Below are 25,456 nucleotides of genomic sequence, written 5' to 3' on the forward strand. Positions count from 1 at the left end.
TACTTTAAGCCAAATCACCATTGATCGAATCTAGTAACCCAATAAGTGCATGTGCTTTTTGCTCGTCGATACTTGGAAACTTACAGCGGATCTGCTCGGGAATAGTGGCAGCTTGATGTTGCAGATCATGACCCTTACTTTGTAGTTTTACCACTCGTTTGCGCTTATCTTTTTCGTCTTTAACGATACAAAGCAGGGCTTTGTCAGTCATTTTCTTTAAGATTTGCGTCATAGCACCGCCATCGATGGCAGTTTTCTCTAGTAATTCTGCAATGCTGATTTCATCTTTCTCCCAAAGTGCCATCATGACCACATATTGAGGATAGGTTAGGTCGAGTTTTTGTAAAGATGCTCGGTAAGCACGGGCAATACCATTGGAAGCCATGTAGAGGCGGTGGCAGATTTGAGCGTCTAGTTTTAGTTGTGGGTAGTTCATCACATATTCCTACAAAGTAGCTAAGCTATATTTTAATTTGCATGCAAAGTATTTGCAATTCTAAAAAATTGACTCTATTATTTTGTGTGCAAAATAAATGTTGAATTGATTTTACTTCATCTAGAGTAAAGCCTCGCTGCGTTAGGGTGTAGGTGAATACTCTACAAGCATCAACTTAGGAGAACGAAATGAAAGAACTACAAAGTATTGCATATACGGCGAAAGCGACTGCCACAGGTGGTCGAGAAGGTGTGGCAAAATCTGACGATGGTCGTCTTGATGTTGCGCTTTCGACACCAAAAGGCTTAGGTGGTGATGATGGGCAAGGGACTAATCCAGAGCAATTGTTTGCAGCAGGTTATGCGGCGTGTTTTATTGGCGCATTAAAATTGGTGGCAGGCAAAGCAAAGGTGAAGCTGCCAGAAGACACACATATTAACTCTGAAGTGTCTATTGGGCCAATTGAAGGTGGCTTCGGGATAGCGGTGAAATTGGCGGTATCGGTTGGCGACTTAGACAAAGACACGGCGCAGTCACTCGTTGAAAAAGCTCACGAAGTTTGCCCATATTCAAATGCTACTCGTGGCAATATTGCGGTTGAGCTTTCAGTTATTTAACTAGCCTGAGGTTTGGATAAGGAATGAACTAACTAACTGTTTTTTAATCACCTTAAACTATCTTCTTACCTAGCCAGAGAGTTTTGAGGATAACAAGGCGAATTTACGTACCAATAGCTGGCTATTGGAAGTGAATTCAACGCAGTTAGCGTTAAAACTGGCTGCTAGAAAGGCATTAATTATCCGAAGCTCAGGTTAACTCACTTAAGTGGGTTAGAGCCAGTGTATTTTGACGCTGGCTTATGTGTTTTCTAAAGGGTCGGTGACTTTAAAGCAGTGAATATCACCACCCGTTCTAAAATCAACACGTTTAACTTGTTCAACGATTTCCACTGTATTATAGCCGTTGAGTAAACCAAACATCGCTGCTTGCTGGCCCGAGCCGATGGCATAAGATTGCGCTAAGGGTTCGGATTTATAGGTGCCCCTTTTTACACAACCATACCAAACGCCTTTTTTGGGGTGATATTTAATGAATTCCAGACTCTCAATCGTATCAAACTGATTATTTGAAAAGTTGTGCTGCAAATTGTATATATCGCATGTTTGCCCGGTGCAAAACACTCTCCAGCCGTGATAATCAAACCACTTTTGAGCGTTATCGGTAACGATGATCTTGTCGGTAGTGGTTCTACTATCACAGGCTATTTCTGCTGTTTTCGCGTTATAGACAATGGTTGTCATTCCTTTTGACTCCTATGAAATTACATTCGATGAAACTAGTGCACGTAAAAATGCAGATGGTATAAAGACTTGAATGCTAATTGAATGTTGCACTAGAAGAAGTTTACCTGAGGTGAATGTCTGCGCTTTTTAGTTTCAGACAAGGATTATAAGAATTTTACGATGTTATTCAATTGTAACTAAGTGAGCTTTCTTCAATTTAGCTTATTACATCTAGCCAACTAAAATGGGGCGAAATTGACCGTTAACTCACAATCGTATTTATCACTTCATAAAGTTTTTTCATATCTATCGGTTTTGCGACGCAATTATCAAATCCAAGTTGCTGATAATTTTCTAAATCTCCCGACATTACATTGGCTGTGACGGCAATAAGCGGAGTTGTTTTATCTTGTTCTCTGACTTCTGAGCATACTTTTAGGCCATCTTTTTTTGGCATCTGAATATCGACAAAAAAGATATCAGGTTTCAATTCGTGATAAAGCTCTATCGCTTCTTCACCATCCTGAGCTATGACAAGATTCGCTTCAGTTGGTTTAATCATGGCACTAAATATTTTTTGATTTAGGGGATTATCTTCAGCGAGTAGCAGGTTTTTATCTTTCAAGGCGGGTATAGCATGCAAGTCTTGCATGATAGATTGTTCAGGTGCTTCGCAAATCTCGAGTACGAGCTCAACTTTAAACTCACTGCCAACGCCTTCTTTACTCGTAACCGTAACACGACCATCCATTAGCTCGGCGAGTTGTTTAACAATTGCAAGTCCAAGCCCAGTACCACCATATTTTCTGGTGGTCGATGAATCCGCTTGCTGAAAGCGAGTAAATAACTTCTTGAGCGCAATTTCAGAAATACCTGCGCCGGTATCGATTACACGTATGGAGAGGTGTTTACCGCCATCTTGAAGTATAACGGTTACCGCGCCGTCACTGGTAAATTTAACGGCATTGGATATTAAATTTCGTAGTATTTGCTTTAGTCGCAGTGAATCTCCAAATCGGTAAGGGTTTGCTAGGTCCTCAGTCTGAATAATCAGGTCAATTTGCTTGGTGCTTGCAGCATGGGCAAACTCTTGCTTTACTTCAGTGACAATATTTCTAATATCCACCGTTGCTGACTCCATTTTTAGTTCACCAGCTTCAATTTTAGAGAAATCAAGTAAGTCGTTGAGTAGGCTAAGTAATGTTTCTGTGGACGTCATGCCTTGTGCAATTAGTTCCTTGGAATCTGCTGCACTTTTATGGTGCTTCATTAACTGAAATACCCCATAGATGCCGTTAAGTGGGGTTCTTAATTCGTGGCTCATGTTCGCCAAAAAGTGACTTTTTGCCCGCTCTGAACTTTGTGCTTTTACTTTTTCACTTTCAAGCGAGCTGATCTGCTCTTTGATTTGCTTCGCAAGTTGGTTAAGGGTCATTTGAAGTGTTCTTAATTCTCTAAATTCAAAATCGCTTTTCGCAGAAACGTAATGCCCTCGTTTCAGTCGTTCACAATGACGTTCAAGTGCTTGCATCGGATTGGTCAACCGTTTTGCTAATCGGCGTAAATACCAGGTAAGTAATACCACTAGCATCAACCCGATAAACACGATGTATAACACCGCGCGTAAAATATCGTTACTATATACTTCGGCTTCTCGTTGTAGCTGTAAATCAAGTTCAACAAAATCGTCTTTTAGTGAATAAACAGCACTGCGGTATACACCTTCAGTGGCATCTGATGAATGTGTACCCTCAAGTACAAGGTCTTGACTGGTGAACCAGATAGAGCCTTTTTCCTGATTGGAATCTAAAAATGGTCCGAGATCGACTTCAAGGAAAAGCACACCTGTATATTTATAAGGACGCATTAACGACGATAATTTTTGTCTAAGGGGAATGGCGAGAAATAGCTTGGCCTGATCCGACGGTTTCTTTTCAAGGCTTTCAACAGGGACAACCAGTTTGTCGATTTTCAATGTGCGTCGCTGCTGCGAGAGAACCTTGTTTGTATGCTCGCTAAATACGGAATTGTTCCAACGTAGGGTATCAAAAGGATATCCCTCGACGGTAAACACTGAGCCGTCGTTGATAAACGCAGACTTCACCATGTCGGTATTGTCGACTAAGTTAGTTAGCGCCTTAACTGCGTGTTGAGTAAACAGTAGATCGTTCGGTAAGGTAGATAAAATATGGTCTTCACTTAACGGTGCAACTTGATAGATCAGCTCATTGACTTGTGCTTTAAAGTCGTTGATAAGACTTGCGCCAGTGCGTTTCACGTCTTCTTGTTCTAAGGTTGCCTTTTGTTGCATCAGGGAAAAACCAACCATCGCAACCAGTACAATGAGGAAGAGAGAGAATAATGCCGTAATTTTTCTTTTTATTTCATCAACGATGCTGCGATTTGCTTTCATTCTGTCCCGACTTTGTGACAATAAATTGCATATATTGCGTCGTTTCTTCGACACTATACACACCACCTAAATAGCGTGTTAGTCCCTTTAACATGGCTTCCCAAATATAGGCCATAATTGGTTCATTGGGTTGTGGATAGGTTTGTTGTAAAGAAGCGATCAGTTGAGAAAGTGCCTTGTCGCCGCGTTTTGTAAGTTCAGCCAAACTTTCACCGTTTGCTGGCAGCGCATTGAGTTCATCCCACAGTTTATCTTGTATCTTTTGGCTTTGCATAAAGTCAACAAGCTGCTTTAGATACGGACCTTTTCTAGAGTCTATGCCATTGGCAGGAAAAGCCAGTACATGAGACGATGCGAGAGATATTAGTTGATGATTTCCCCATCTTGGTAAAGGCGCGATGGCTAAATCGTCTTTCAGCTTATCTTTAAGTTGACGATATGCCCAAATTCCATTCACAAAATAATCGAGCTTGCCAGTTTTAAACCGACTCATTAAGCATTGGTAAGCACAGTCAGCGTCTATGACGTCACTGTTGAGAAGTGATTGATAATTGGAAATTGCGAGGCGCATCGCTTTGGTGTCAAGCTGTGGTACGCCTGCCTGGATGAGGTTAGGCTGAAGTGCATTCGCAAAGGTCACAAACCAATACATTTCATAAAAATTCCAGCCGAGCGTAGGTTTGTCTGCAACAGTTTGTTGGGTGTAGCTTTGTAAGTCGGTAATTGGATGTGGCGCAAGTGCGCGGTTGTAATAGAGTATTAGGTGGTTACCGTACATAATTGGTACACCCTTAAGCTCGCCATTGACCTTGCTGTTTTCAATGACTTTCTGTGTGAGCTTATTGCTTAACCAAGACTTTGGTACCTGAGAAAATTGCAGTTCCGTCAATCCCATATAATCGCTGGGAATAATAACAGCATCTGGTAACTGTAAGGCATCTGCATACAACAATAACTCACTTTTCAACTGATTGTTGTTAAAGGCAAGAATGTTAACTTTAATACCCGTTTTTTCACTGAACTCTTCAAATAATGGCTGAAAATCAAAGTTCTCAAGTCCAACCGCAACATCTATCTCTGGCCGTTCATTTGCACGGGCGTTTACTGGGTTATAAACCAAAAGAAGTAACATGAACACCAAGCAAAGCATTTTACCTAGCATATCAATACGCTTCCTTTTCGGGCCTGAAAGACATTTTAATGTTGCTCGGCATTAGGCGTATCTTACATAAACTAATCGGATGTGCTTGTTATTGTAGACCAAATTTCTCTGATTTAAATTCTTTTCAGAATGACAAATTCCATTTATTGGGCCATTCAACTCTATTTCAGTCGTGAATAATTCACTAAAACACGATAAAATAACAGCCAAATAAGAACGATGAGTACATCCTTGCTATGAAAAAAGGGTTTATGCTGGTCTGCGATGGCAGCAATGGCGCTGGAAAAACGACGGTTATAGCCGGATTGGAAGCGCATTTAAAACAACGCGGTATTGAAGTTGTGATGACTCGTGAACCCGGTGGAACAGAGATCTCAGAGAAGATCAGAGAAATCATTCTAGATCCCTCAACCCCCGAAATGACAGACATGACGGAGCTTATGTTGTTTGGGGCCGCGCGTGCTCAACATGTTCGTGAAAAAATTATTCCAGCACTCGAGCAAGGCAAAGTCGTTATTTCTGATCGATTTGACGCTGCAACTTTTAGTTTTCAACACTATGCAAGAGGGCTAGATCTTGCCACCATCACAACCATTAATCAGCTTGCGCTCGGCGGCTTTCGTCCAGACATGAATTTGATTTTGGACTTGGATCCCGAAGAGGGCTTAAAGCGAGTCAAATCAAGAGGTGAGGGGCTAGATAGGCTTGAGGATGAAAAGCAACAATTTTTGCAGCGCGCACGTGAGGGCTATCTCGTTCAAGCGAAAAGTGACCCTGAACGATTCACTGTAATTGATGCCAGTCAAAGTAAAGCACAGGTACTTGAGCAAAGTATTGAACTGCTTGATAGCTTGATAGCCAAACACTTTACAGTGGATGGCAATGAATAATTTGCTTCCAAGTTGGCACAGCAGCGCTTTGAGTTATCTTGCTCGGGCACAGCAAAATGGTCGTTTGCACCATGCTCAGTTGCTATCGGGTAAAAAAGGAGTGGGAAAGTCTCTGCTTGCGGCGCACTTGGCAGATGCACTTTTGTGCTTACATCCGCAAAATCTTACTGCCTGTGGGCAATGTAAGTCGTGTAACTTGAACTTAGCTGGTAATCACCCAGATAGACTGAGTGTCGTGCCTGAGGGAAAATCAATCGGGGTAGATGAAATTCGAGAAATTACGCATTTTTTGAACCATTCTGCGCAGCAAGGCGGTAATAAAGTCGCGTTGATTGAACAAGCGCATCTGATGACCCGTTCAGCCGCTAATGCGCTGTTAAAAACACTTGAAGAGCCAAATGCTAATCGTTATTTGGTTGTTACCAGTGATGACGACAGTAAGTTACCTGCCACCATTTTGAGCCGTTGTAATAAAGTGGCAATTCACTCTCCCAATCAAGCAGAGGCTGCACAGTGGCTGGCTGCTAAAAATGTCGCTTGTGATTTTCCTTGGTTTGATGAATTTTCTCTTCAGCCCTTTATTATCGAAGCGTGGCAACAAGAAGGTGTGCTTGAGGATGTGACTGCGCTTTATCACGCGGCGAATCAATTAACAGCAGAAAGTGCGCAAATGGTTGAAAAGATTTTATTAAAGCAAAGCGCAATGAGCGATGTATTTGCCCGTTTTTTGCTTAATCGCCTTAAAGGGGCGATGACACAAGGAAATGGCTTGAGTTTTACCCAGTATCAAGACTTAGTGAGCTTGATACATCGGTTTATGTACGAACAGAAAAATGTGTTAGGGTTAAATCAAAACCTTAGTATTTCTAATTTACTTTTTGCCTTACAAAAACAGCTATAAAGAGGTGGCGCATGCAAGAGTTACTTGCGGATTTTGAAGATTTAGATGAGCTATATCGTTGTTATATGCCATTTCTGAAATCCGGTGGCATATTTATCAAGTCCAATGCCCATTTTGATATGGGGCAAGAATTAAAGCTCAGAGTCACCTTGCCTGACGCTCTAGAAGCGGACGAAGTCAACGTAGTGGTTGCTTGGTTAACACCGCAAGGTGCACAAAATTCTAATCCTTCGGGTGTTGGTGTTGCGTTTGTAGACGCGCCAGCTCTGAACGATAAAATAAATAAGCTTTTGGGTGCGACTTTGCATTCAGATAAACCAACTTACACCATGTAGAGCCAGTATGATTGTAGACTCTCACTGTCATTTAGATAGACTTGATTTTGAAAAGTTAGGCCTAAGCCTTGAAGAAGTACTCAGTAACGCGAGACAAAAACAAGTAGAACACTTTTTATGCGTTAGCGTGACACTAGACCAATTTCCATCGATGTTAGAAAAAATAGCCCATTTTGATGATGTTTCTGCATCTTGTGGGGTACATCCATTGGATCAAAAAGATAAACTGGATGTTGAAAGGCTAGTGCAACTAGCAAGTAATGATAAGGTCGTTGCTATTGGTGAAACTGGATTAGATTATTATTATTCAAAAGATACGCACCAGGTACAGCAAGAAAGCTTTGCTGGACATATCGATGTGGCTAACCAGTTGCAAAAACCACTGATCATTCATACTCGTGATGCAAAAGCAGACACGATAGACATCATGCGTGCCCACAATGCGCAAAATTGCGGTGGTGTGCTGCACTGTTTTACCGAAGATTGGCCGATGGCAAAGCAGGCATTAGACCTTGGTTTTTACATTTCAATCTCTGGTATTGTGACGTTTAAAAATGCGACGGCGCTTCAGGAAGTTGTTAAGCAAATCCCTATGGACCGATTGCTTATTGAAACCGACTCACCTTACCTTGCACCTGTACCACATCGTGGTAAAACTAACCAACCTGCTTATGTACAAGACGTTGCATATTATATTGCTGACTTAAAAGGGGTGAGCTACAAAGCGCTTGCAGAGCAAACCACGAATAACTTTTACTCTTTATTTAATTTGGTGAAACGCCAAGATGGTAGCACAACTTAATCAGCTACCTCAGGTGTTGATGGGCCCGCTGGTTCGCCGAGCTGAGCAGAATAAAATTTGTATTCAGGTAGTTACTTGTGAAGCCGTGGATATCTCGGCTTCGTTATTGGCCCATCAAAGTCGATGTGAGGTTGAGACATTTCAGCTCGGTGCAGCCTGCTTTTTGCATTTTTTGCTGATATGCAGCGAGAAGGCTCTGCCAACAGCGCAGCTGCTCGAGTATCAAGTGCTTATTAACGGTGCCGCGTATAAGCCAGATTATCTGCGTTACGGAGAAGAGCTCAGCTTTGCGATACCTGCTGTGCTCAACCAAATACTACATGGTTCATGCCGTAACCCGCATCATCACGCTAAAGACAGTTTACATACTGCGGATCAGTGGCAGGAGCAGCAGCGCGAGCTTGGTGAGGTAGGTGCTGATTTGTGTATTTTTTCTGGTGATCAGATCTACGCAGATGATGTTGCCGGCGCCATGTTGTTGGCTATTCACCAACTTATAGCAAGGTTAGGTTTGTTCAGAGAAACCAACTTGCCAATGCACCTACCTGCTGATCAGCAAGCTCAACTTTACCATCGTCACTTATATCTACCGAAGACGCCATGGCAGGAGCGCTCAAAGTTTTCACCGGGCTATTGGTTTCGAAAGGATGAACCGCACTTTTCTAGTGTTAAGGCCTTTAATCACCTCATTTTCTTCGAAGAGTTTGTCGCCTGTTACCTGTTAAACTTCTCTCATCTTGCTTGGCAGTTGGTTAACTTTGACGCCCTTCATTATGACGGTGGCAACGACAAGGTTAGGCGAATATTTGAGTCCGAACTTGACGCGCTAAAAGGCTTTGTTGAAACGTTGCCTAGTGCTGAGCGGCTGTGCGCGAACGTGCCCATTTTAATGATGTTTGACGACCATGATGTAACCGATGATTGGAATTTAACGGCTAAATGGGAGCAGGCAATTGCAAACCATAAAGTGAGTCGCCGCATAATCAGTAATGGCATCATTAGCTACTGGCTGTTTCAAGGTATTGGTAATGATGCGTTTGAGTATAGCGGGGCGCTGACATCAGGCTTTAATTCAAGCCTGATTGACAATGAATGGCACTTTTCGGCGTTTGACAAACAAGTTCGTCGATTCACACACTGGCACTATTGTTTAGATACGTTTCCAAAAGTGGTGGTGCTAGATACCCGTACACATCGCTGGCGCAATGAACAGGATTTCAATGAGCCGAGTGGCTTACTTGACTGGGAAATGTTGATGGAGTTGCAAGATACGCTTATCGACCATAGTGCGGTATTGATGGTAAGCCCAGCGCCAGTATTTGGGGTAAAGGCAATCGAAACCATACAAGCTGTATTTAATGCGTGTGGTGAGCCGTTAATGGTAGATGTGGAAAATTGGATGGCGCATGAAGGGGCCGCGAAAAAACTCATTGAAATTTTTAAGCGTCCAGATACACCCAAAGAAACCATTATACTCTCCGGCGATGTGCATTATTCGTTTTGCTTTTCGGTTCAGGCTCGTTTTGGTCGTCATGATAACCGCATTTGGCAGTTAACAGCATCAGGGATAAAAAATGAATTTCCAAAGCCGCTTATCAATATTTTAGATAAGATGGACACGATTTTGTATGCCAAATATAGTCCTTTGAATCTCTTTACAAAACGTTGGCAGCTATCTGTAAGTAAGCATCCTTCATCGCTAAAAAAACATGGTTACTTGGTGTCTGATTCTGCGATTAGCTTAGTAACGCTTGAAAACGGCTTGCTAGAGAAGTATGAACTACTGCACGGTACTGGGATCCACAGTCATTTTGAGTTGTAAGATTTGAGGGTTGAATGAATCGTTTTCTGCGATTTATAGCTAAGCGTAGCTAGTTGAAGCTTTGCTTTCCTGAACCTAGCGGCTAGCGTTAAGTACCAAATCCACCAAAAAATCATTGTTCTTTTTCACTTTTGCTATAGTTAATATAATGCGGGCTAACATCTCGACTATATGACACCACTCAAGCACATGTACCTGTTCGTTGTACCATGCAGCACACTGAAATGGTTTTGTGTGTTGTTGTTATTGTTGTCACCGAGCTTTCCTTGTGTCGCCAATTTTCCCGAGTTTAGTGATACGGCGCAGATTATGCGACGCTATGACTATAATTCTGGTCTCAGTCAAGTCACCATCACTGCCATTACGCAAGATCAACTCGGGTATATTTGGGTTGGTACTCAGTCCGGCCTAAATCGTTTTGATGGTCACGACTTTGTTCAATTTGAAGTAAAACAGAACTCCAAACATCATCTCTCCGGTGGTTTTATTACCTCACTATGCCACAGTGGCAAATATATCTGGATTGGAACAAGCACAGGACTTAGCATTTACGATACTGAAGCGGGGACCTTTCGCTCTATTTTAGCTGCACAAAATGAGGCAGTTAGTTCTGATAGGGTCAAGAAAGTGGCCTGTTATGGTGAATCAGTCACTGTGTCAACAGAGGAAGGCGATGCTTACCGAGTTAACTACCAAACCTTGAAGCCTGAAAAGCTTTATTTAATTGGAGCATTTGTTCGTGAGGTTCAAGAAACGAGGGAGGCGTTTATTTACCTCAATGCGGATGGCTTAGTCAGTCAGCCAAAAGACAAGGTCGGTGCGAATGTATTGCTGGAGGGAGAGTTTAAAACACTGGCGCTGTCTCACGGACGAGTATTCGTTGTTGATGCGGATGATAAAATCATTAGTTTTGACACTCAGTTTAATAAAGTGCAATGGCAAAAGTCGGTCAGCGCGAAAGTAAATCTTAGCATTCATCAAATTAAAGTAAGGGCGAATGAAATACTCGTCGCAGCTAATACAGGCGTATTTATTCTAGACTTGCAAGGCAATATTAAACGTCATTGGTATCGTCGTGCAGAGCAATATGACGGACTGCAAGACAATAACGTGCTAAGTGTTCAACGAGATAGAAATGGCGATTTGTGGATTGGTACAGAATCTCAAGGGTTACACTTTTTTAGCCAACTGAGCGAGTCGTTTGGCCATGTTGGAGAACAAAACTTTCCACATGCCCCTTTGGGGCATCCTGATGTCAGAAATTTCGCGTTAGATAGTAGTGAGCGCTTTTGGATAGGCACGTCATCTGGCTTGTATATTTATCAAAATTCAAGCTTTATTGAAGCGCATCGGATTTTTCCAAGTTTGTCCGCCATTAAAGGAAGTTTTATCACTCAGGTAAAAATTTACGATCATACTTTGTGGGTGACAACGAGAGGAGACGGTGTTGTCAGGTATGCCCTAACTGAAGGGGAATATAGTCATTTAATGCCAGACTCCGATAATGGACCAGAACTTAGTTTTAATGATGTCATCGAGTATCAATCTCAGATTTTAGTAAGTTCAAGGACGCTAGGTCTAATGAGGTACGACGAAGAGTCGAAAGTGTTAGTGCAGTTTTTTGAAAACCGTCCAAATGCGCCTTCGCATGTGTCTTCGTTTAAAGTGGTCGGGCAGGACTTATGGTTCGGATCGATAGGTGAGGGCCTATTTAAGTTTAGTAAAGGTCAGCTTCATAACCTCACCACGCAAGATGGCTTAAAGTCGAACTTGGTTTTTATGATAGATGAAGATCCGTGGCAACGTATCTGGGTTGCGAGTGAAGCGGGGATTAGTTTAGTTGATAAACAAATGAAAGTTATTCGAACTATTGGTGAACAAGAGGGACTAGGAAACCAAGCCGTATGGGGGCTGGTTTACGATGACTACGAGTACATGTGGCTTGGCACCAGTGGTGGGCTGTCGCGCGTAAATGTAATGGATTTTACCATTGACAACTTCCTACCTATTGACGGTGTGCAAGCGCATGAATTTAACTATAATGCTGCTTGGAAAGCCCCTGATGGCAGAATCTTTATGGGAGGTGCTAAAGGGTTTAATCAGTTTTTTCCTCAGAATGTATCAATTTCAAACACCGCACGGCCTATTTTGGTCTCTACAATCGAATTATTGGGTGAACCATTGAAGCCAAGTCTCGATGGGATCCTTACTGTTGCGCCAGAGCTGGCGGGGTCATTGCGACTGCGCTATGACCAAAATATCATATCGTTACAATACTCTAGTTTAGACTTTGGCTCTGAAAAGCTGAATTTTTATTATCGTGTTAAAGGGCTAAGCGATAAATGGTTAAAACTTGCAAATGGAACAAGGCAAATAAATTTACTCCAGCTTGAGCCAGGCACCTATCGAGTAGAAACCTATACCGTTAACCGTTTTAATATGCAGTCTCCAGTTCATGAGTTTAGTATTCATATCGATGCTCCAATTTGGTGGAATACGTACTCAAAGGCTCTCTATACATTCATCATTGTGCTTATTATCGCTGCATTTGTTAGAGCGAGACAACAACGCTACCAGCAAGTGCTGCGGGATAATCAGAAAATGTCCGCGCTCCAAGAGCGGTTAGAGTTGTCGTTGTGGGCAAGTGGTGATGAACTTTGGGATTGGCATGTTGAGTCCGGTAAAATTTATCGTTACAGCGTGAATCCAAGGATCGACTTTAATGAACTCCAAGATAAACTTATTCTCAATGAGCTTGACCAGTTTGTACATCCTAAGGATTGTGTGTTACTTGAGGAGTGCCTCCAGTCCTGTGTCGACGGTAGTGAAGACGTGTATGAATTGTCTATTCGCGTCAAAGATCAACAAGGAAAGTGGATCTGGGTATTAGATAGAGGAAAGGTGGTGGCACGAGACGATAACGGCAGAGCAATACGGATAGCGGGGGCATTGAAAGATATTGCTGATCTGAAAGCACATCAACAAGCTTTGCAGTCGCTAAATGAGCAACTTGAGATAAAAGTCGCGATGCGTACCGATGAGCTTTATAAAAAGAACCAGAAACTCGAGAAAGCAATGTTTGAGTTAAAGCAAGCACAAGAAGACTTGATTGAAAGTGAAAAAATGGCCTCGTTGGGTGTTGTGGTTGCAGGGGTTGCACATGAAATCAACACACCGTTAGGTATTGCTATCACAGCACTTTCGCACAATGAAGATTGTTTATCTCAGCTGGTAGAAAAACTTGAGAATAAGACACTTAAGCAAAAAGACTTAGTCACTTCCATCGATGCACAGCAGGAAGGGTACCTACTAATCAGTCGCAATTTACAAAGAGCAGAAAGTCTTATCAGTAATTTTAAGCAAGTCGCGGTGGATCAATCAAGCGAGACCGAACGCGATATTAACCTACTCGAATATATCAATGATGTATTTGAGTCGTTAAAACCATTGGCTAAAAATAAAGAAGTATATTTGTCTATCGAGGGTAATGCTAAAGTCAATCTCTCTACCTATCCGGGGGCAGTTTATCAAATAATGGCAAACCTATTTAACAATTCTATTATCCATGGGTTTGAGGGAAGTGCATCTGGCACTGTTAACGTGTTAGTCGAGGCTACAGATAGCTACTGGTCTATCGTATACCGCGACAATGGTGTCGGTATGGACGAAGCAATGCAAAAAACGTTATTTGAACCATTTGTTACGACAAAGCGTAATCAAGGCGGATGTGGATTAGGTATGCATATTGTTTATAATTTAGTAACGCAACTTCTAAAGGGCGAGATCCGCTGTAAAACGGCGAAATTGCAAGGTGTCGAAATTACGATAAAAGTACCGTTAAAGAAATTAACGACTGAAAATTAACTTAGGTGAATTACTGCTAGCGAATTGCTTGTGACAATGCTTCTTTTAGGAGTTTGTCATGTTCTTATTATCTCAGTTTTTGGTTGCCCTTGCTGTTTTACTCGATCTCGCGTCATTTCAATTTATGAAGCGACAGCAGGTGTTATTGGCACTAAGCGTGTCGACTGCACTTACTGCAATTCATTTCTATCTACTCGATGCTATTGCTGGCGCATTGCTTATGGCGGTTGCGAGCCTTAGATATCTAGTGTTTATCAAGTCGCAGTCAAAGCGCTTACTTATCGGTTTTCTACTACTCAATACCGTGCCACCTTTAGTACACTTAAATGCGAATTACGAACTTTATGCTGTTTTTGGTAGTATTTTATTGACATTTGGTGCATTTATTCGCGAGCAGGTGGCATTTCGGTGTGTGATGATGTTAGGTACTGTGTGCTGGTTGATACATAATTGTTATGTCGGTTCACCCATGGCGATTGTGTTAGAAAGTACTTTTTTGGTGAGTAACTTGATTGGGCTAGGGCGAATTTATATGAAGTATAAAACGAGTAAGTTGAAGGCTGAGTAAAGCGCTCTGACTAGCAGCCGAGTTAAAGTGGATCTAATTTTACTGGTATGGACACTAATCAAACTAGATTAAGTTTTAAATATATAAATTAATTCAATGGGTTAAATGAGAAGCTCTCAACTTTTAAAGTCATTACTCGTTGAGTAAAAAGCAGTATCGCTAAAGAGTAGCAATAAAAAATTAATAAATAATCTCTATCTAAATCATAATGTTACCATCATTGCGTGTAATTACTGCATAATTAATATTGTATACAATATATCTATTGTGTATTGTTTGTTCGTTACCAAAAAACCACTCAAATCAATGGGAACAAAAGGACAACAATATGCGTAATAACAAAAAAACAGCGCAAACACTGTGTAAATCACTCACAGCATCAGCACTTGCTTTAGCGCTGGGGACTGCTACAGCATTTGCAGCAGATGGCAATAGCACTGTGAAAGGGAGCATCGTCAATGGTCAAGGTATTGAGTTATCGCAGGCTCAATTGACCTTTACACACAAAACTAAGGGGCTGAAGTTTGCTGTGCAAACTAATGGCAAGGGCGAATACATTTTACGTAATCTGCCTGTTGGTCGTTACAGCGTGTCAATTAATAAAGCAGGATTTGAAACCGTTATTGAAGAGGACGTTGAGCTTAATATTGGACAGGCGCTGATCTTAGACGCTCAACTATTACAACAAGGGCAGGATATAGAGCGGATAGCGGTAACAGGTACGGCTATCCGACGTGTTGATATGGCCTCGTCAACGGCTGGCGTAACCTTTACAGACGCAGAGCTCAAAGTCATGCCGGTCAACACTGGCTTTGAAAGTATTGCGTTACTCGCACCAGGCACCGCTGAACCTGGTGGAGATTCATTTAAGGGGGCATCAAGCTTTGGTGGATCTTCGTCAGCAGAAAATGGTTATTACTTTAATGGCTTAAATGTCACGAGTATCCAAACTGGTTTAGGCTCAATTCGCTTGCCTTGGGAAGCCATTTCACAAACTCAAATCAAAACGGGGGGAATTAGCCCTGAATTTGGTGGCGCGCTTGGCGGTATTGTTAACGCAATTTCTAAATCTGGTGATAATGAATTTAACTTAGGGGCGGAGGTGAGGATAGACCCTTCTTCTAGTCATAGTTATCATGATTCTAATTATTTGGATAACGGGACAATTAACTTAAATACAGAGCAAGATTACGACTCCTTTAGAGAATTACAAGTCTGGGCGAGTGGTGCAATCATTGAGGACAGTTTGTTTTATTATGGTCTATATGCGCCTCGACGGGAGGTTAATCGCTGGGCTGGGCAAACGACCTTCAATGACAGAAGCCGAGATGAAGACCGTTGGTTTGCAAAACTTGATTGGTTCATCAACGAAGACCACTCAATCGGATTTTCAGCCATGAATAACAAAAGAGAATGGACGAGGCAGACCTATGCTTATGATTGGGAAAGCGATACGATTGGTGATAAACAAGGTGTAGCTGCTCCCGGTGAAGATGGCGGCAAGGTTTACAGTATCAATTACAGCGGTTACTTTTCAGACTTTTTCTCGGTATCGGCTGTGGTTGGTCGAGTCACTGAAAATGTAGAAAACATCGTTGCTTCAACTGTGCCAGGTGTTTGGGATGAAAGAGAAAGTTTTGTCACATTATCGAGCCACACAGCTAGCAGTATTTCTGAGCAAGAGTTTGTTCGTGACCAAGCGAGAGTAGATTTCAATATCGATCTAGACTATCACTCCATTTTGTTTGGTGTTGATTACACTAAAGTTACGGTAGATCACTTTGAAGGTCAAAATGGCCTTGGAGACGCAGAAGGCTGGTGGACAATCAAAACCGCTGGTGAAGGGAGCATTTCTGGTGCTGCGCTAGGTCAGGATTATATTGAACGCCGAGTGAGGACTAGGACGGTTGACTCTGAGGTTAACTCGCTTGCTTTCTACGTCAATGATTCTTGGCAAGTCACCGACCAACTCGTGTTAAACCTGGGACTGCGTTATAGCCAGTTTGAAAATACCGTCACTGATGGCAGAGCATTTGTTGATATGGATAACCAACTCGCGCCAAGGTTTCAGGCTATTTACGACTTAAATGGTGATGGTGAATCCAAAGTTTTCTTCACTTACGGGCGATACTTTCAACCTGTGTCTGCCAACATGAACATCACTCAAGGTTCGGCTTCAGTAGAGTGGTTTGAGTATTTCGATCTAGATCAAGTAGACAGTGATGGCTATCCCATTTTATTAAATGATGGCTCGCCAAGTCGAGGGGAGATGCTTCGAGATAGACGCTGGCGTCAACGCGGAATTACAGAGCCCGGTCTGATTGCTTCTTCAACACTTAAGCCGATGTATTCTGACGAACTGACCTTAGGGTACCAGACCACTATTTTTGACGATATGGCATTTGGGGTTAGAGCTATTTATCGAGATCTTGGACGTAGTGTTGAAGATACGGATGTTGGCCCCGTACTTGCGAAGAAATTGGCCGAACTCGGTATCCAAGACAATGTTGGTCAAGGGTCTTACTATGTGCTGAATAACCCTGGTGAAGCGATCACCATGAGTTATGACTTCGATGGCGATGGCCAAGTCGATGAAGTGACACTTAGTGCAGAAGAGCTTGCCCTGCAACAAGCTGTACGTAAATATCTGGCACTTGAATTTACCTTAGAGGGAAATATTACTGATAAGTTGCGGATTAATTCTTCTTATACTTGGTCACACAGCTATGGTAATACAGAAGGTTTAGTGAAAACCGACAACGATCAGGCTGATCCTGGTTGGACAACTTCTTATGATTACGCGGATCTGATGGATCACGGCTATGGTAATTTGCCTAACGACCATCGCCATTCAATAAAAGTATCAGGCTCTTACGATATCACAAATGAGCTAACTCTGGGGCTGGTTGCAAGAACGTCATCAGGCCGCCCGACTAACTATTTTTCTAAGCACCCAGTCGGTGTAGATAGCTGTGCCGCAGGAAGCCCTTGGGACGCGTGCGTAAGTAAAGATTACGGTCATGTTTCACATTATGACGAAAACGGCAATCCAGCTCCTCGCGGTAGCATTGATAATCTGCCTTGGGCAACCACGGTAGACCTATCGCTCAGTTATTCTACAGATATTATGGGGCATGACCTATTGCTTAAAGGAACTGTTTATAACCTACTAAACAGTGATAAAGCGCTTGGGATCAATGAACAACGTTCTTTAGACGGTGAAAATGGTTTAATCGTTAACCCTGACTACGGCATCACGACGTTACGACAAACTGAACGTTACGCGTCGTTGGTTGCAAGGTTTACGTTTTAATTTCCCTGGAGAGAGCCAAGGATAGGTGTCATGTACCTAACTCTTGGTTTAAGCCAAACAAAACGTTTGGCTTATTTCATGTCACGGAGAGTATGATGACGTTAACAATAGATTTTGAACAGATACTGAGCCACGCGAAAGTAATAGAGACGGTTGATATGCATACCGCCGGCGAACCGTTGCGGGTGATTGTCGATGGATTCCCTGAACCTCAAGGCAGCACTATTTTAGATAAACGGCAATACTGTGTAGAAAATCTTGATCACTATCGCACCGCGCTGATGTATGAGCCTAGGGGTCATACTGATATGTATGGTGCACTTATCGTTGAAAAGCAGTTACCAGAAAGCGATTTTGGCGTGTTATTTCTTCATAATGAAGGGTACTCAACAATGTGTGGTCATGCGATTATTGCTTTAACCACACTATTTTTACAGCACAATCCTGTAAAGAAGCAGTTATTGATAGATACACCGGCAGGGTTAATTACTGCATGGCTAAGAGACGGCCAAGCTGAATTTGCCAATGTACCAGCAGAGGTAGTGACACTCGATAAGCAAGTCAAGACATCTGAATTTGGTTTAATCTCAGTGGATATCGCATTTGGTGGTGCGTTTTATGCCTATATTGACGCTGATACAATCGATTTAGCTCTTACGTCAGAAAATGCAGCTTACATTCAGCAGTTAGGTTTAACGCTTAAACAAGAAATTGCAACACAGATTAGCTTAGTGCATGACGATGCGCGCCTTGCGTTTTTATATGGTGTGATTTTTTATTCCAATTCTCAAAAATCAGACTCTGCCCACAGTAAGCATGTGTGCATTTTTGCCGATGGCGAATTAGATCGCAGTCCAACAGGGACTGGGGTCAGTGGTAGGGCTGTAATTCTTGCCGCTAGAGATGAGCTTGCCGCAAACCAACGTATCTTTATTGAAGGTATATTAGGCTTAGGCTTAGATGTTTGTTATCAACTTAGTGATGACAGTAAATCGTTAATCCCAATAGTTTCGGGCACGGCCTATATTACAGGCCGACACCAATTTATTTTAGACGACCACGATCCATTAGTAAGAGGATTTTTACTACGATGAATGTAGATTACGCAGCCAGACAGCAACGCTTAGTCAATAAATTACAACAACACCAAAGTGACGCTATCATTATTTATGGCTACGAGAATATTGTATATTTAACTGGCTTTACCGGCCATGCTGCAACATTGTTGATGTCTTCAAATGGGCAACACAGACTCATTACCGATTATCGTTACTTTGAGCGTGCTAGCAATGAAGCGGTGGGAGTCGAAGTCATTTTAAGAAATCGTGATAAAGAAACATTACCTGATTGTATTTTTAGATTATTGGATGGGCCGCGACAGCTTGCATTTGAAGCGCATCAAATCAGTCATGCAGATTATGTCTCATTAAATATCAGCGGAAAAAATACCACGCTTGTTGCCGCGCCGCTGTGGGTGGAATCACTAAGACAAGTTAAAGATAGCTATGAAATTAACTGTATTAAACGCGCCGCCGAGATAGCTGACTCGGCGCTTGCCCATACACTACCTTTGTTAAAGGTAGGGATCACTGAGCGAGAAGCGGCAATTGAGCTTGAGTATCAGATGCAAAAGCTAGGCTCCGAAGGACTCTCTTTTGACACAATCCTATTATTTGGTGCACGTTCTTCCTTACCGCACGGAAACCCAGGACAGACAAAGCTCAACCAAGGGGACTTGGTACTTATCGACTTTGGTGCGGTGATAAGCGGCTATCGCTCTGATATGACGCGAAGTTACGTGTTAGGGGAGCCGACGAAGCAACAACAATCCATTTATGACACGGTCCAACATGCGCAGCGAGCTGCGTTGGCGCTAATAAAAGCGGGCGTTAACTGCATAGATTTAAATAACGCATCACACGATGTGTTAAGTCATAGTGACTTTTCACAATACGCAGGTGAGGGACTTGGTCACGGTGTGGGGCTATTTCTACACGAGCAGCCGTTTATTAAACCTGGGGTCGATCACCAATTAGAAGCAGGCAATATCATAACCATAGAGCCGGGTATTTACATTCCAAATTATGGTGGTGTGCGCTTGGAAGAAGATATATTGGTGACTGAAAATGGTTTTGAATGCTTAACCCACGCGCCACAAGTATTTCAGCTTACGAACTAAGGAATGATGATGCAAATTATTACTCGCCAAGAGGTTGCGGATAGCCTCAACTACCCAAGCTTAATTCAGGCGCTTAAACAGGGTTTTGCGCAACCAGCAGGTACACCAACACGGCAAGTTTTTGAGCTAGATAACAGTCATTGCAATCATGACGCTTTTGCTGTTTTACCTGCTTGGAATGCAGATGTGATTGGCGTGAAGGCGTTTACCTATTTCCCAGATAACAACCAGCACGATAAAGCCTCCCTTTACTCGAAAATCATGCTGTTTTCCAGACAGTTCGGCGAGCCGCTCGCGCTTGTGGACGGCACCGAAGTAACGTTGTGGAGAACCTCTGCTGTGTCAGCATTAGCCGCGGAGTATTTAGCGCCTAAGCATGCCAAACATTTGGTTTTCTTTGGCTCAGGCAATTTAGCTAGTTACATGATTAATGCGCATTTAAGTGTTAGAAATTATAGTAAAATTTCAATAATTGCACGCAACTCTGAAAAAGGACGTTTGTTGCTGGATCTATTGTCCTCGCAGCATCCGGAGGTTGAATTTGCACTGTATCAGGAGGCAACCACGTCTGTTATTGCTTCAGCAGATGTGATCAGCTGTGCAACAGGCAGTCATACGCCTTTGTTCAACGGAGAGTGGTTGAGCGATGGTACGCATATAGATTGCATTGGCAATCATCATAAAGATTGTCGAGAAATTGATACCACAACGGTAACTAAGAGTCGCGTTTTTGTAGATAGTCGCGCCAATGTATTGAACGAGGCGGGCGAATTGTTGTTACCGATCAGTGAAGGTAAATTTAGCCCCGATAAGGTGGTTGCAGAGCTTAGCGAAATGACTAAAAATAACCTATGTCGAAGTAACGAGAATGAAATTACTTTGTTTAAGTCTGTAGGAACGGCATTAAGTGATTTAATTGGAGCGAAATTAGTGTATGACTTGGTTCAAAAATAAAGAGCACGGTAAAGTGTATGAAGTAACCGCAGTAGTCAAAGCTGCTGATAAGCGCTTGGTGAATCCGCTTATTTGTCACGAATGTCACATGTTAGTCAGTTATCAAGGAGTTGGTGGCGAAACGAAAAGTGAAAAGCTGCTTTATGATGAGGTGTTTTACAAAGCGTTTCAAAACCACGATAGCTGTTACGTCATGGTGGATGACAATGGTATTCGCCATTATCATCCGAGTGAGTAAAGTGACTTATTCAATTAAGTGAACACAATTAGGTGAACACAATTAGGTGAACACAATTAGGTGAACACAATTAGGTGAACACAATTAAGTGAATAAGCGCTAATTTTTGACCTGACAGAGTACAAATATAGAACGCTATAAATTCTAACATTTCAGCTATTGGTCAGGTGCGGACTGCGGGACTAACATGTTTCTGCCACAAAGCTTGTTGGCCCTAGAATGAAGGTTTAGCATTTTTGGTATCAACTTGGGAATAGCTTTAGTCGCACTCGGCAACATCTTATTTGTTACGTATGTTTGAAGGCCAAACCTTCAATGGGGCTTAATTAATTGCTTGCAGCAAGTACCTCTCTGCTCCACACCGTAGGCCCGACGATGGCATCTGATGTGAAGGGATTCACAAGTGCCACGATAACATGGATGTCAATAATCGGCCATATCATCAACCTCAGCAGAGGCTCTTGCACAGGTTTATTCGTCTCTTCAATTTAGCTTTATTTGATATAGCATGATACAAGTTGTTATTTTTAATTAAAATTTTTCTATTAAGTATGATGGCGTATATTGAATTAATGTTCCAAAATAGATTAAAGTATCACCAACCAAGGGCAGAGCTAGGCCAACTCGACTCAAGCATCGACCACGCCATTAAGGGAATGAAAAAACCAACCACCTCCCTCAAAAGTTAACTCTGACTCTATTTATTTAGTTGAACAAATACATTTGTTGAGGCTTTGATGTCAGACGATTTTTTTGAAGAGGTAGCTGCCGATAAAAGCCAGTTGGGTTTCGACTACCAAGATCTTGTGTGCCTTGAATATCTTATTGATATGAAACAAGGAGAAAGTGTTGGTCTTGAAGTTTTAGATGATGTTCATCATGAGAGAATTCACGGCGGAAAAGCCTTAATTCAAGTTAAGCACTCTGTTAATGAAGCTGAAGCAGTAACAAATAGAGACTTAGACCTTTGGAAAACTCTTTACAACTGGAGCAAGGCTCTTGAATGTATTTCAGATGATGATATTCAACTTATTTTTTTCACCAATAAGAAAAAAACGACAAGAAAAGGTCTTGTTGAACTGTTAGATCAAACTTCCAGTAAATTAACTGATATCGAAGAAACAATCTCTTCTATCAAGGCTGATATAGATCAAAAAGAATCGGTTAAGGAAAAAGGTGCAGCAGAAAATCCTGTTAAAAAATATGTTGATTATGTTGATAGTTTGACTTCAGAACAAAAAAACAGACTATTTAGCAAGATCGTCTTTATTTTTTCTGTGACAGATATTTTCGACAGACTGAGAAGTAAGATTGAATACTTCTCAGTTGACAACAATAAGTCATTAGATGTCGTCTATCAGTTGATTGGTGTCTATAGAAAAAAGAAATATGAATTAATTAAAGGTGGCAATAAACTGGATATTGACTTTGATACGTTTAGAAAAGAGTTTCAGTTTGACCGAGTTATTACACTATTCCAAGATAGGGAAGTTGATTTTTCGAGTTATCATGGCTTTAAAAACATAAATAATATCAACCCTAAAGATGGCGTATTTGCTAAACAGTTAGATGATATAAATATAGATAGTGATGATATCGTTGAATATGCAATGGAATATGCGGCTACATCTATGTTTATTCAGAAAATGATTTCTGAAGGTGAATTTAGTACGACAGAAGATGAGGCTGTAAATGAAGAGTTGTATTCATCTTGGCGAACTCTACATAAACAGAATTATAACGGACAAGATATTAGTAATGAGAAAAATCATATGACTCTTGCTAGAAATTGTTTATATAACTTGGAAGGTACAAATTTGGTTGTGTCTAATTCCATCTTAGCGCGGCCGATGGTTATTGGAAAAGGTATGGAGTTATCTGATTTGCGTTGGATTGGTTGGCGAAAGGATTGGAAAAAAGTCTACGGTGGGACTAAATGAATAGGGTGTTAAATAACGAAGCTATTGGGTTGTTAGCTATACAGTCAGCGCTATCTTATCTTGGTTCATTAAATGTAGCTAATGCCTACTTAATAATACCTTTGGCTTTTGATAAGAAAATAAGAAATTATTTAAAAAGAAAAGGAGCATCGGTTCTATCTGCTCAAGAATTAGTAACTTCGAAAAGTGATTACTTTATTGGGTTTAATGAAAAGTTTACTGACTATATAATAATTACAACCAATGCAATTTCGATGGGGGTAGAACTAGGTTTATTTTCTATTGAAGATGGAGTCCTGACATCTACAAACTATGCGATTAGTTCGGACGAATATTTAGGGAAGAAATTTGGTGATATTGCTTTGGCATCGGAAAATTTGGCAAAGTTTCTGACTTCAGAACCTGAAGAATTGTACTCTTTATTAAGATTGAAAATATGACTATTCAAATAAAAAATATATTAATCTGGCAGAAAAACGGTAATCTCCGTAACCTTGAGTTATCAACTAATTCAGTTAACGTAATTACTGGTGAGTCAGGTAAGGGTAAGTCTTCAATTCTCCACATTATTGACTACTGTTTGCTTTCTTCGAAGGCGGACGGTATATCCAAGCATAATATTGATGATAAGTCCTCGTGGTATGGCCTGAAATTACAAACAGGTGATGGTGATATAACTATTGCGAGACCTGCCTACCATGCAGGTGAGACGAAGGAAGCTTATTTTTCAGATCAAGGCCAGATACCAGAACTTCCAAAGAAAAATATGAAAGTTGATACGCTAAAGAAAGTGCTAGATAAGTCTTTTGGTTTGGATGGTGAGCTGAAAGTTCCTTACGGGGGTAGGACCGTAAAGGCTGGTTCTAAAGTATCTTTCCGTAATTTTTTGAGCTATTGCTATCAAGATCAAAATGCTCTAGTTGCACCTGACTATTTATATAACAGACCTGGAGATCTAAAAACTATCGAACGTATAGAGCGAACATTTCGTATGGCATTAGGCGTTGTAGATAGTGAAGGTGCAATTATCACTGAACGTCTTGAGAAGCTCAAACGGGATCGCTCAAGCTTAGAGCAACGCTCAGAGGTGATGCAGAAAAAGCAGCTTCATTTTCAGGAAGATGTAGAGCAACTAGAAGAAGAAGCAATTTCTCTAGGACTTCTTGAAAAACCTAACGAAGATATTAAAGATACTTTGAGCAGTTTAAAGTCGATAGCTGAATCGAATATAGAACAATTTAGTGAGGCGGGTATCAAACTTAAAGATCTTGAGTCTAAACAGTTAGAGCTGAGTCGGAAACTACAGCAGTTTAAGCGATTTAATGAAGATTTTAGCAAGTATCAATCTCTTTTAAAGGAGAGTGGCGATTCTATCCTTCCGATTGAATTCATTCTTGATAGGTATAGTGAGACACTTCCGGGAACTCACACAAGCGAGCTTTTGCTCGTGTTAGAAGAGCAGTTATCTGAAGTGAAACACAGTTGGGAAACAAGGAAGAAGTCACCGCTATATGTTGATGTAAATGACAAAGCTAAGGTATTGAAGAAAGAGTTGGACGAACTTAAGGAAAAGATAAGTAAGCTCAAGGCTACTAGCAAGGTGCTATCTTCCCCTAAAGAGATATATAGATATCAGGGGAAACTCTCTGTGAAAGTAGAGCTTTTCTCTGAGCGCTCGATTCCAATTGATTACAAAGAGAAGCTTTCCGAAATTGACAAGAAAATTGAAGATCTTAGTGGTTATGTTCAAGATATCGACTCTAAACGTGAATTTGTTATGGGTAAGCTCAATAGGTATATTAACCTGCATCTAGGCCGACTGAAACTAAAAGGATATGAGAACAGCCAAGCTGTGTTTTTGGAGAAAGAACGTGCTATTAATCTGATCCTTAATGAAGGTGAAGCGGTTGAGAAGATGATTGATATTGGCAGTGCATCCAATTACCTGTACTTGCATTTGTCTTACTTCATGGCACTGCATAAAGTAGCGAGAGAGAACTCTGTTCCTTGGCTTGCACATTTCTTAGTTTTTGATCAGGTAAGTACTCCTTATACATTGGAGAACTCTGATGATATAGCTAGTCTAGATCTAGCATTGAAAGAAATTGATATGTATGTAGAAGCAATGAAAGATAAGGGAGGTATTCAAGTCATTTTGATGGAACACATCCATGAAGCTCATTGGGTCAATTTAGAGCTTTCAAACTTTAAACTGGTTGATCGAGAGCTAGTTAATGGTTATGGGTTAATAAATTAAATCTTGAAACTAATTTGGAAAAGACGAAAACAAATGAAACCCATCACTATTAATATCCAAGCTGAGGAAGTGAAGTGAAAATGTATAAAAATACTTCAA

The 25,456-nt window shown here is 41.4% G+C and carries 20 protein-coding genes; 16 read left to right on the plus strand and 4 right to left on the minus strand.

Annotated features, from left to right (window positions below):
* Positions 1-4: 4 nt before the first annotated feature.
* Positions 5-436, minus strand: a complete 432-nt coding sequence (locus tag DRB05_RS05580; protein ID WP_128726045.1) for a MarR family transcriptional regulator — start codon at positions 434-436, stop codon at positions 5-7.
* 188 nt (positions 437-624) lie between these two features.
* On the opposite strand from DRB05_RS05580, the gene DRB05_RS05585 reads away from it, so the two are divergent.
* Positions 625-1,053, plus strand: a complete 429-nt coding sequence (locus DRB05_RS05585; RefSeq protein ID WP_010604667.1) for an organic hydroperoxide resistance protein — start codon at positions 625-627, stop codon at positions 1,051-1,053.
* A 240-nt stretch (positions 1,054-1,293) separates the two neighbouring features.
* Here DRB05_RS05585 and DRB05_RS05590 read toward each other — a convergent pair whose 3' ends face one another.
* The 3 genes from DRB05_RS05590 to DRB05_RS05600 all read right to left on the minus strand — a co-directional run bounded on the left by DRB05_RS05590 (position 1,294) and on the right by DRB05_RS05600 (position 5,294).
* Entirely contained in the window at positions 1,294-1,737 is a 444-nt protein-coding gene (locus tag DRB05_RS05590; protein ID WP_128726046.1) for a hypothetical protein, read from the minus strand.
* A 244-nt stretch (positions 1,738-1,981) separates the two neighbouring features.
* Entirely contained in the window at positions 1,982-4,132 is a 2,151-nt protein-coding gene (locus DRB05_RS05595; protein WP_128726047.1) for an ATP-binding protein, read from the minus strand.
* Positions 4,107-5,294, minus strand: coding sequence for an extracellular solute-binding protein (locus DRB05_RS05600; protein WP_128726048.1), 1,188 nt, complete (start codon positions 5,292-5,294; stop codon positions 4,107-4,109). Before DRB05_RS05600 ends, DRB05_RS05595 begins: the two co-directional genes overlap by 26 nt.
* 236 nt (positions 5,295-5,530) lie before the next feature.
* On the opposite strand from DRB05_RS05600, the gene tmk reads away from it, so the two are divergent.
* From tmk to DRB05_RS05675, 15 genes are all read left to right on the plus strand, one after another.
* Complete coding sequence (gene tmk / locus DRB05_RS05605; RefSeq protein ID WP_128726049.1) at positions 5,531-6,184, plus strand: dTMP kinase; 654 nt, start codon at positions 5,531-5,533, stop codon at positions 6,182-6,184.
* Positions 6,177-7,085, plus strand: coding sequence for a DNA polymerase III subunit delta' (gene holB / locus DRB05_RS05610; RefSeq protein ID WP_128726050.1), 909 nt, complete (start codon positions 6,177-6,179; stop codon positions 7,083-7,085). Before tmk ends, holB begins: the two co-directional genes overlap by 8 nt.
* 11 nt (positions 7,086-7,096) lie before the next feature.
* Entirely contained in the window at positions 7,097-7,420 is a 324-nt protein-coding gene (locus DRB05_RS05615; protein ID WP_128726051.1) for a PilZ domain-containing protein, read from the plus strand.
* 7 nt (positions 7,421-7,427) lie between these two features.
* Positions 7,428-8,222, plus strand: coding sequence for a YchF/TatD family DNA exonuclease (locus tag DRB05_RS05620; RefSeq protein ID WP_010604674.1), 795 nt, complete (start codon positions 7,428-7,430; stop codon positions 8,220-8,222).
* Positions 8,206-10,044, plus strand: coding sequence for an alkaline phosphatase D family protein (locus DRB05_RS05625; RefSeq protein WP_128726052.1), 1,839 nt, complete (start codon positions 8,206-8,208; stop codon positions 10,042-10,044). Before DRB05_RS05620 ends, DRB05_RS05625 begins: the two co-directional genes overlap by 17 nt.
* A 171-nt stretch (positions 10,045-10,215) precedes the next feature.
* Positions 10,216-13,908: an ATP-binding protein gene (locus DRB05_RS05630; protein ID WP_240036209.1), complete on the plus strand. Its 3,693-nt coding sequence runs from the start codon at positions 10,216-10,218 to the stop codon at positions 13,906-13,908.
* A gap of 58 nt (positions 13,909-13,966) precedes the next feature.
* Positions 13,967-14,476: a YgjV family protein gene (locus DRB05_RS05635; RefSeq protein WP_128726053.1), complete on the plus strand. Its 510-nt coding sequence runs from the start codon at positions 13,967-13,969 to the stop codon at positions 14,474-14,476.
* 328 nt (positions 14,477-14,804) lie between these two features.
* Positions 14,805-17,789 carry a TonB-dependent receptor gene (locus DRB05_RS05640; RefSeq protein WP_128726054.1) on the plus strand — a complete coding sequence of 995 codons (2,985 nt, stop codon included), beginning with the start codon at positions 14,805-14,807 and terminating at the stop codon, positions 17,787-17,789.
* 95 nt (positions 17,790-17,884) lie between these two features.
* Positions 17,885-18,883: a proline racemase family protein gene (locus DRB05_RS05645; RefSeq protein ID WP_128726067.1), complete on the plus strand. Its 999-nt coding sequence runs from the start codon at positions 17,885-17,887 to the stop codon at positions 18,881-18,883.
* A complete protein-coding gene (locus DRB05_RS05650) occupies positions 18,880-19,968 on the plus strand; it encodes a Xaa-Pro peptidase family protein (protein WP_128726055.1) in 1,089 nt (362 codons plus the stop codon). The genes DRB05_RS05645 and DRB05_RS05650 overlap by 4 nt, the downstream gene beginning before the upstream one ends.
* 9 nt (positions 19,969-19,977) lie before the next feature.
* Positions 19,978-20,922, plus strand: coding sequence for an ornithine cyclodeaminase family protein (locus DRB05_RS05655; RefSeq protein WP_128726068.1), 945 nt, complete (start codon positions 19,978-19,980; stop codon positions 20,920-20,922).
* Positions 20,903-21,160: a hypothetical protein gene (locus DRB05_RS05660; protein ID WP_017217477.1), complete on the plus strand. Its 258-nt coding sequence runs from the start codon at positions 20,903-20,905 to the stop codon at positions 21,158-21,160. The genes DRB05_RS05655 and DRB05_RS05660 overlap by 20 nt, the downstream gene beginning before the upstream one ends.
* Positions 21,161-21,897: 737 nt before the next feature.
* Complete coding sequence (locus tag DRB05_RS05665) at positions 21,898-23,100, plus strand: hypothetical protein (RefSeq protein ID WP_128726056.1); 1,203 nt, start codon at positions 21,898-21,900, stop codon at positions 23,098-23,100.
* Positions 23,097-23,540 (plus strand): three component ABC system middle component, encoded by a 444-nt coding sequence (locus tag DRB05_RS05670; RefSeq protein WP_128726057.1) that lies wholly within the window; start codon positions 23,097-23,099, stop codon positions 23,538-23,540. The genes DRB05_RS05665 and DRB05_RS05670 overlap by 4 nt, the downstream gene beginning before the upstream one ends.
* On the plus strand, positions 23,537-25,357 hold the full coding sequence (locus DRB05_RS05675) for a DUF3732 domain-containing protein (protein WP_128726058.1): 1,821 nt from the start codon (positions 23,537-23,539) through the stop codon (positions 25,355-25,357). Before DRB05_RS05670 ends, DRB05_RS05675 begins: the two co-directional genes overlap by 4 nt.
* The last annotated feature ends 99 nt before the right edge of the window (positions 25,358-25,456 follow it).

It is taken from the genome of Pseudoalteromonas sp. A757, assembly GCF_004103285.1.
GTDB lineage: Bacteria > Pseudomonadota > Gammaproteobacteria > Enterobacterales > Alteromonadaceae > Pseudoalteromonas > Pseudoalteromonas galatheae.

Coding starts and splice junctions, on each gene's coding strand:
- DRB05_RS05580 (WP_128726045.1), bottom strand. CDS start 436: ATGAACTACCCACAACTAAAACTAGACGCTCAAATCTGCCACCGCCTC.
- DRB05_RS05585 (WP_010604667.1), top strand. CDS start 625: ATGAAAGAACTACAAAGTATTGCATATACGGCGAAAGCGACTGCCACA.
- DRB05_RS05590 (WP_128726046.1), bottom strand. CDS start 1,737: ATGACAACCATTGTCTATAACGCGAAAACAGCAGAAATAGCCTGTGAT.
- DRB05_RS05595 (WP_128726047.1), bottom strand. CDS start 4,132: ATGAAAGCAAATCGCAGCATCGTTGATGAAATAAAAAGAAAAATTACG.
- DRB05_RS05600 (WP_128726048.1), bottom strand. CDS start 5,294: ATGCTAGGTAAAATGCTTTGCTTGGTGTTCATGTTACTTCTTTTGGTT.
- tmk (WP_128726049.1), top strand. CDS start 5,531: ATGAAAAAAGGGTTTATGCTGGTCTGCGATGGCAGCAATGGCGCTGGA.
- holB (WP_128726050.1), top strand. CDS start 6,177: ATGAATAATTTGCTTCCAAGTTGGCACAGCAGCGCTTTGAGTTATCTT.
- DRB05_RS05615 (WP_128726051.1), top strand. CDS start 7,097: ATGCAAGAGTTACTTGCGGATTTTGAAGATTTAGATGAGCTATATCGT.
- DRB05_RS05620 (WP_010604674.1), top strand. CDS start 7,428: ATGATTGTAGACTCTCACTGTCATTTAGATAGACTTGATTTTGAAAAG.
- DRB05_RS05625 (WP_128726052.1), top strand. CDS start 8,206: ATGGTAGCACAACTTAATCAGCTACCTCAGGTGTTGATGGGCCCGCTG.
- DRB05_RS05630 (WP_240036209.1), top strand. CDS start 10,216: ATGACACCACTCAAGCACATGTACCTGTTCGTTGTACCATGCAGCACA.
- DRB05_RS05635 (WP_128726053.1), top strand. CDS start 13,967: ATGTTCTTATTATCTCAGTTTTTGGTTGCCCTTGCTGTTTTACTCGAT.
- DRB05_RS05640 (WP_128726054.1), top strand. CDS start 14,805: ATGCGTAATAACAAAAAAACAGCGCAAACACTGTGTAAATCACTCACA.
- DRB05_RS05645 (WP_128726067.1), top strand. CDS start 17,885: ATGACGTTAACAATAGATTTTGAACAGATACTGAGCCACGCGAAAGTA.
- DRB05_RS05650 (WP_128726055.1), top strand. CDS start 18,880: ATGAATGTAGATTACGCAGCCAGACAGCAACGCTTAGTCAATAAATTA.
- DRB05_RS05655 (WP_128726068.1), top strand. CDS start 19,978: ATGCAAATTATTACTCGCCAAGAGGTTGCGGATAGCCTCAACTACCCA.
- DRB05_RS05660 (WP_017217477.1), top strand. CDS start 20,903: ATGACTTGGTTCAAAAATAAAGAGCACGGTAAAGTGTATGAAGTAACC.
- DRB05_RS05665 (WP_128726056.1), top strand. CDS start 21,898: ATGTCAGACGATTTTTTTGAAGAGGTAGCTGCCGATAAAAGCCAGTTG.
- DRB05_RS05670 (WP_128726057.1), top strand. CDS start 23,097: ATGAATAGGGTGTTAAATAACGAAGCTATTGGGTTGTTAGCTATACAG.
- DRB05_RS05675 (WP_128726058.1), top strand. CDS start 23,537: ATGACTATTCAAATAAAAAATATATTAATCTGGCAGAAAAACGGTAAT.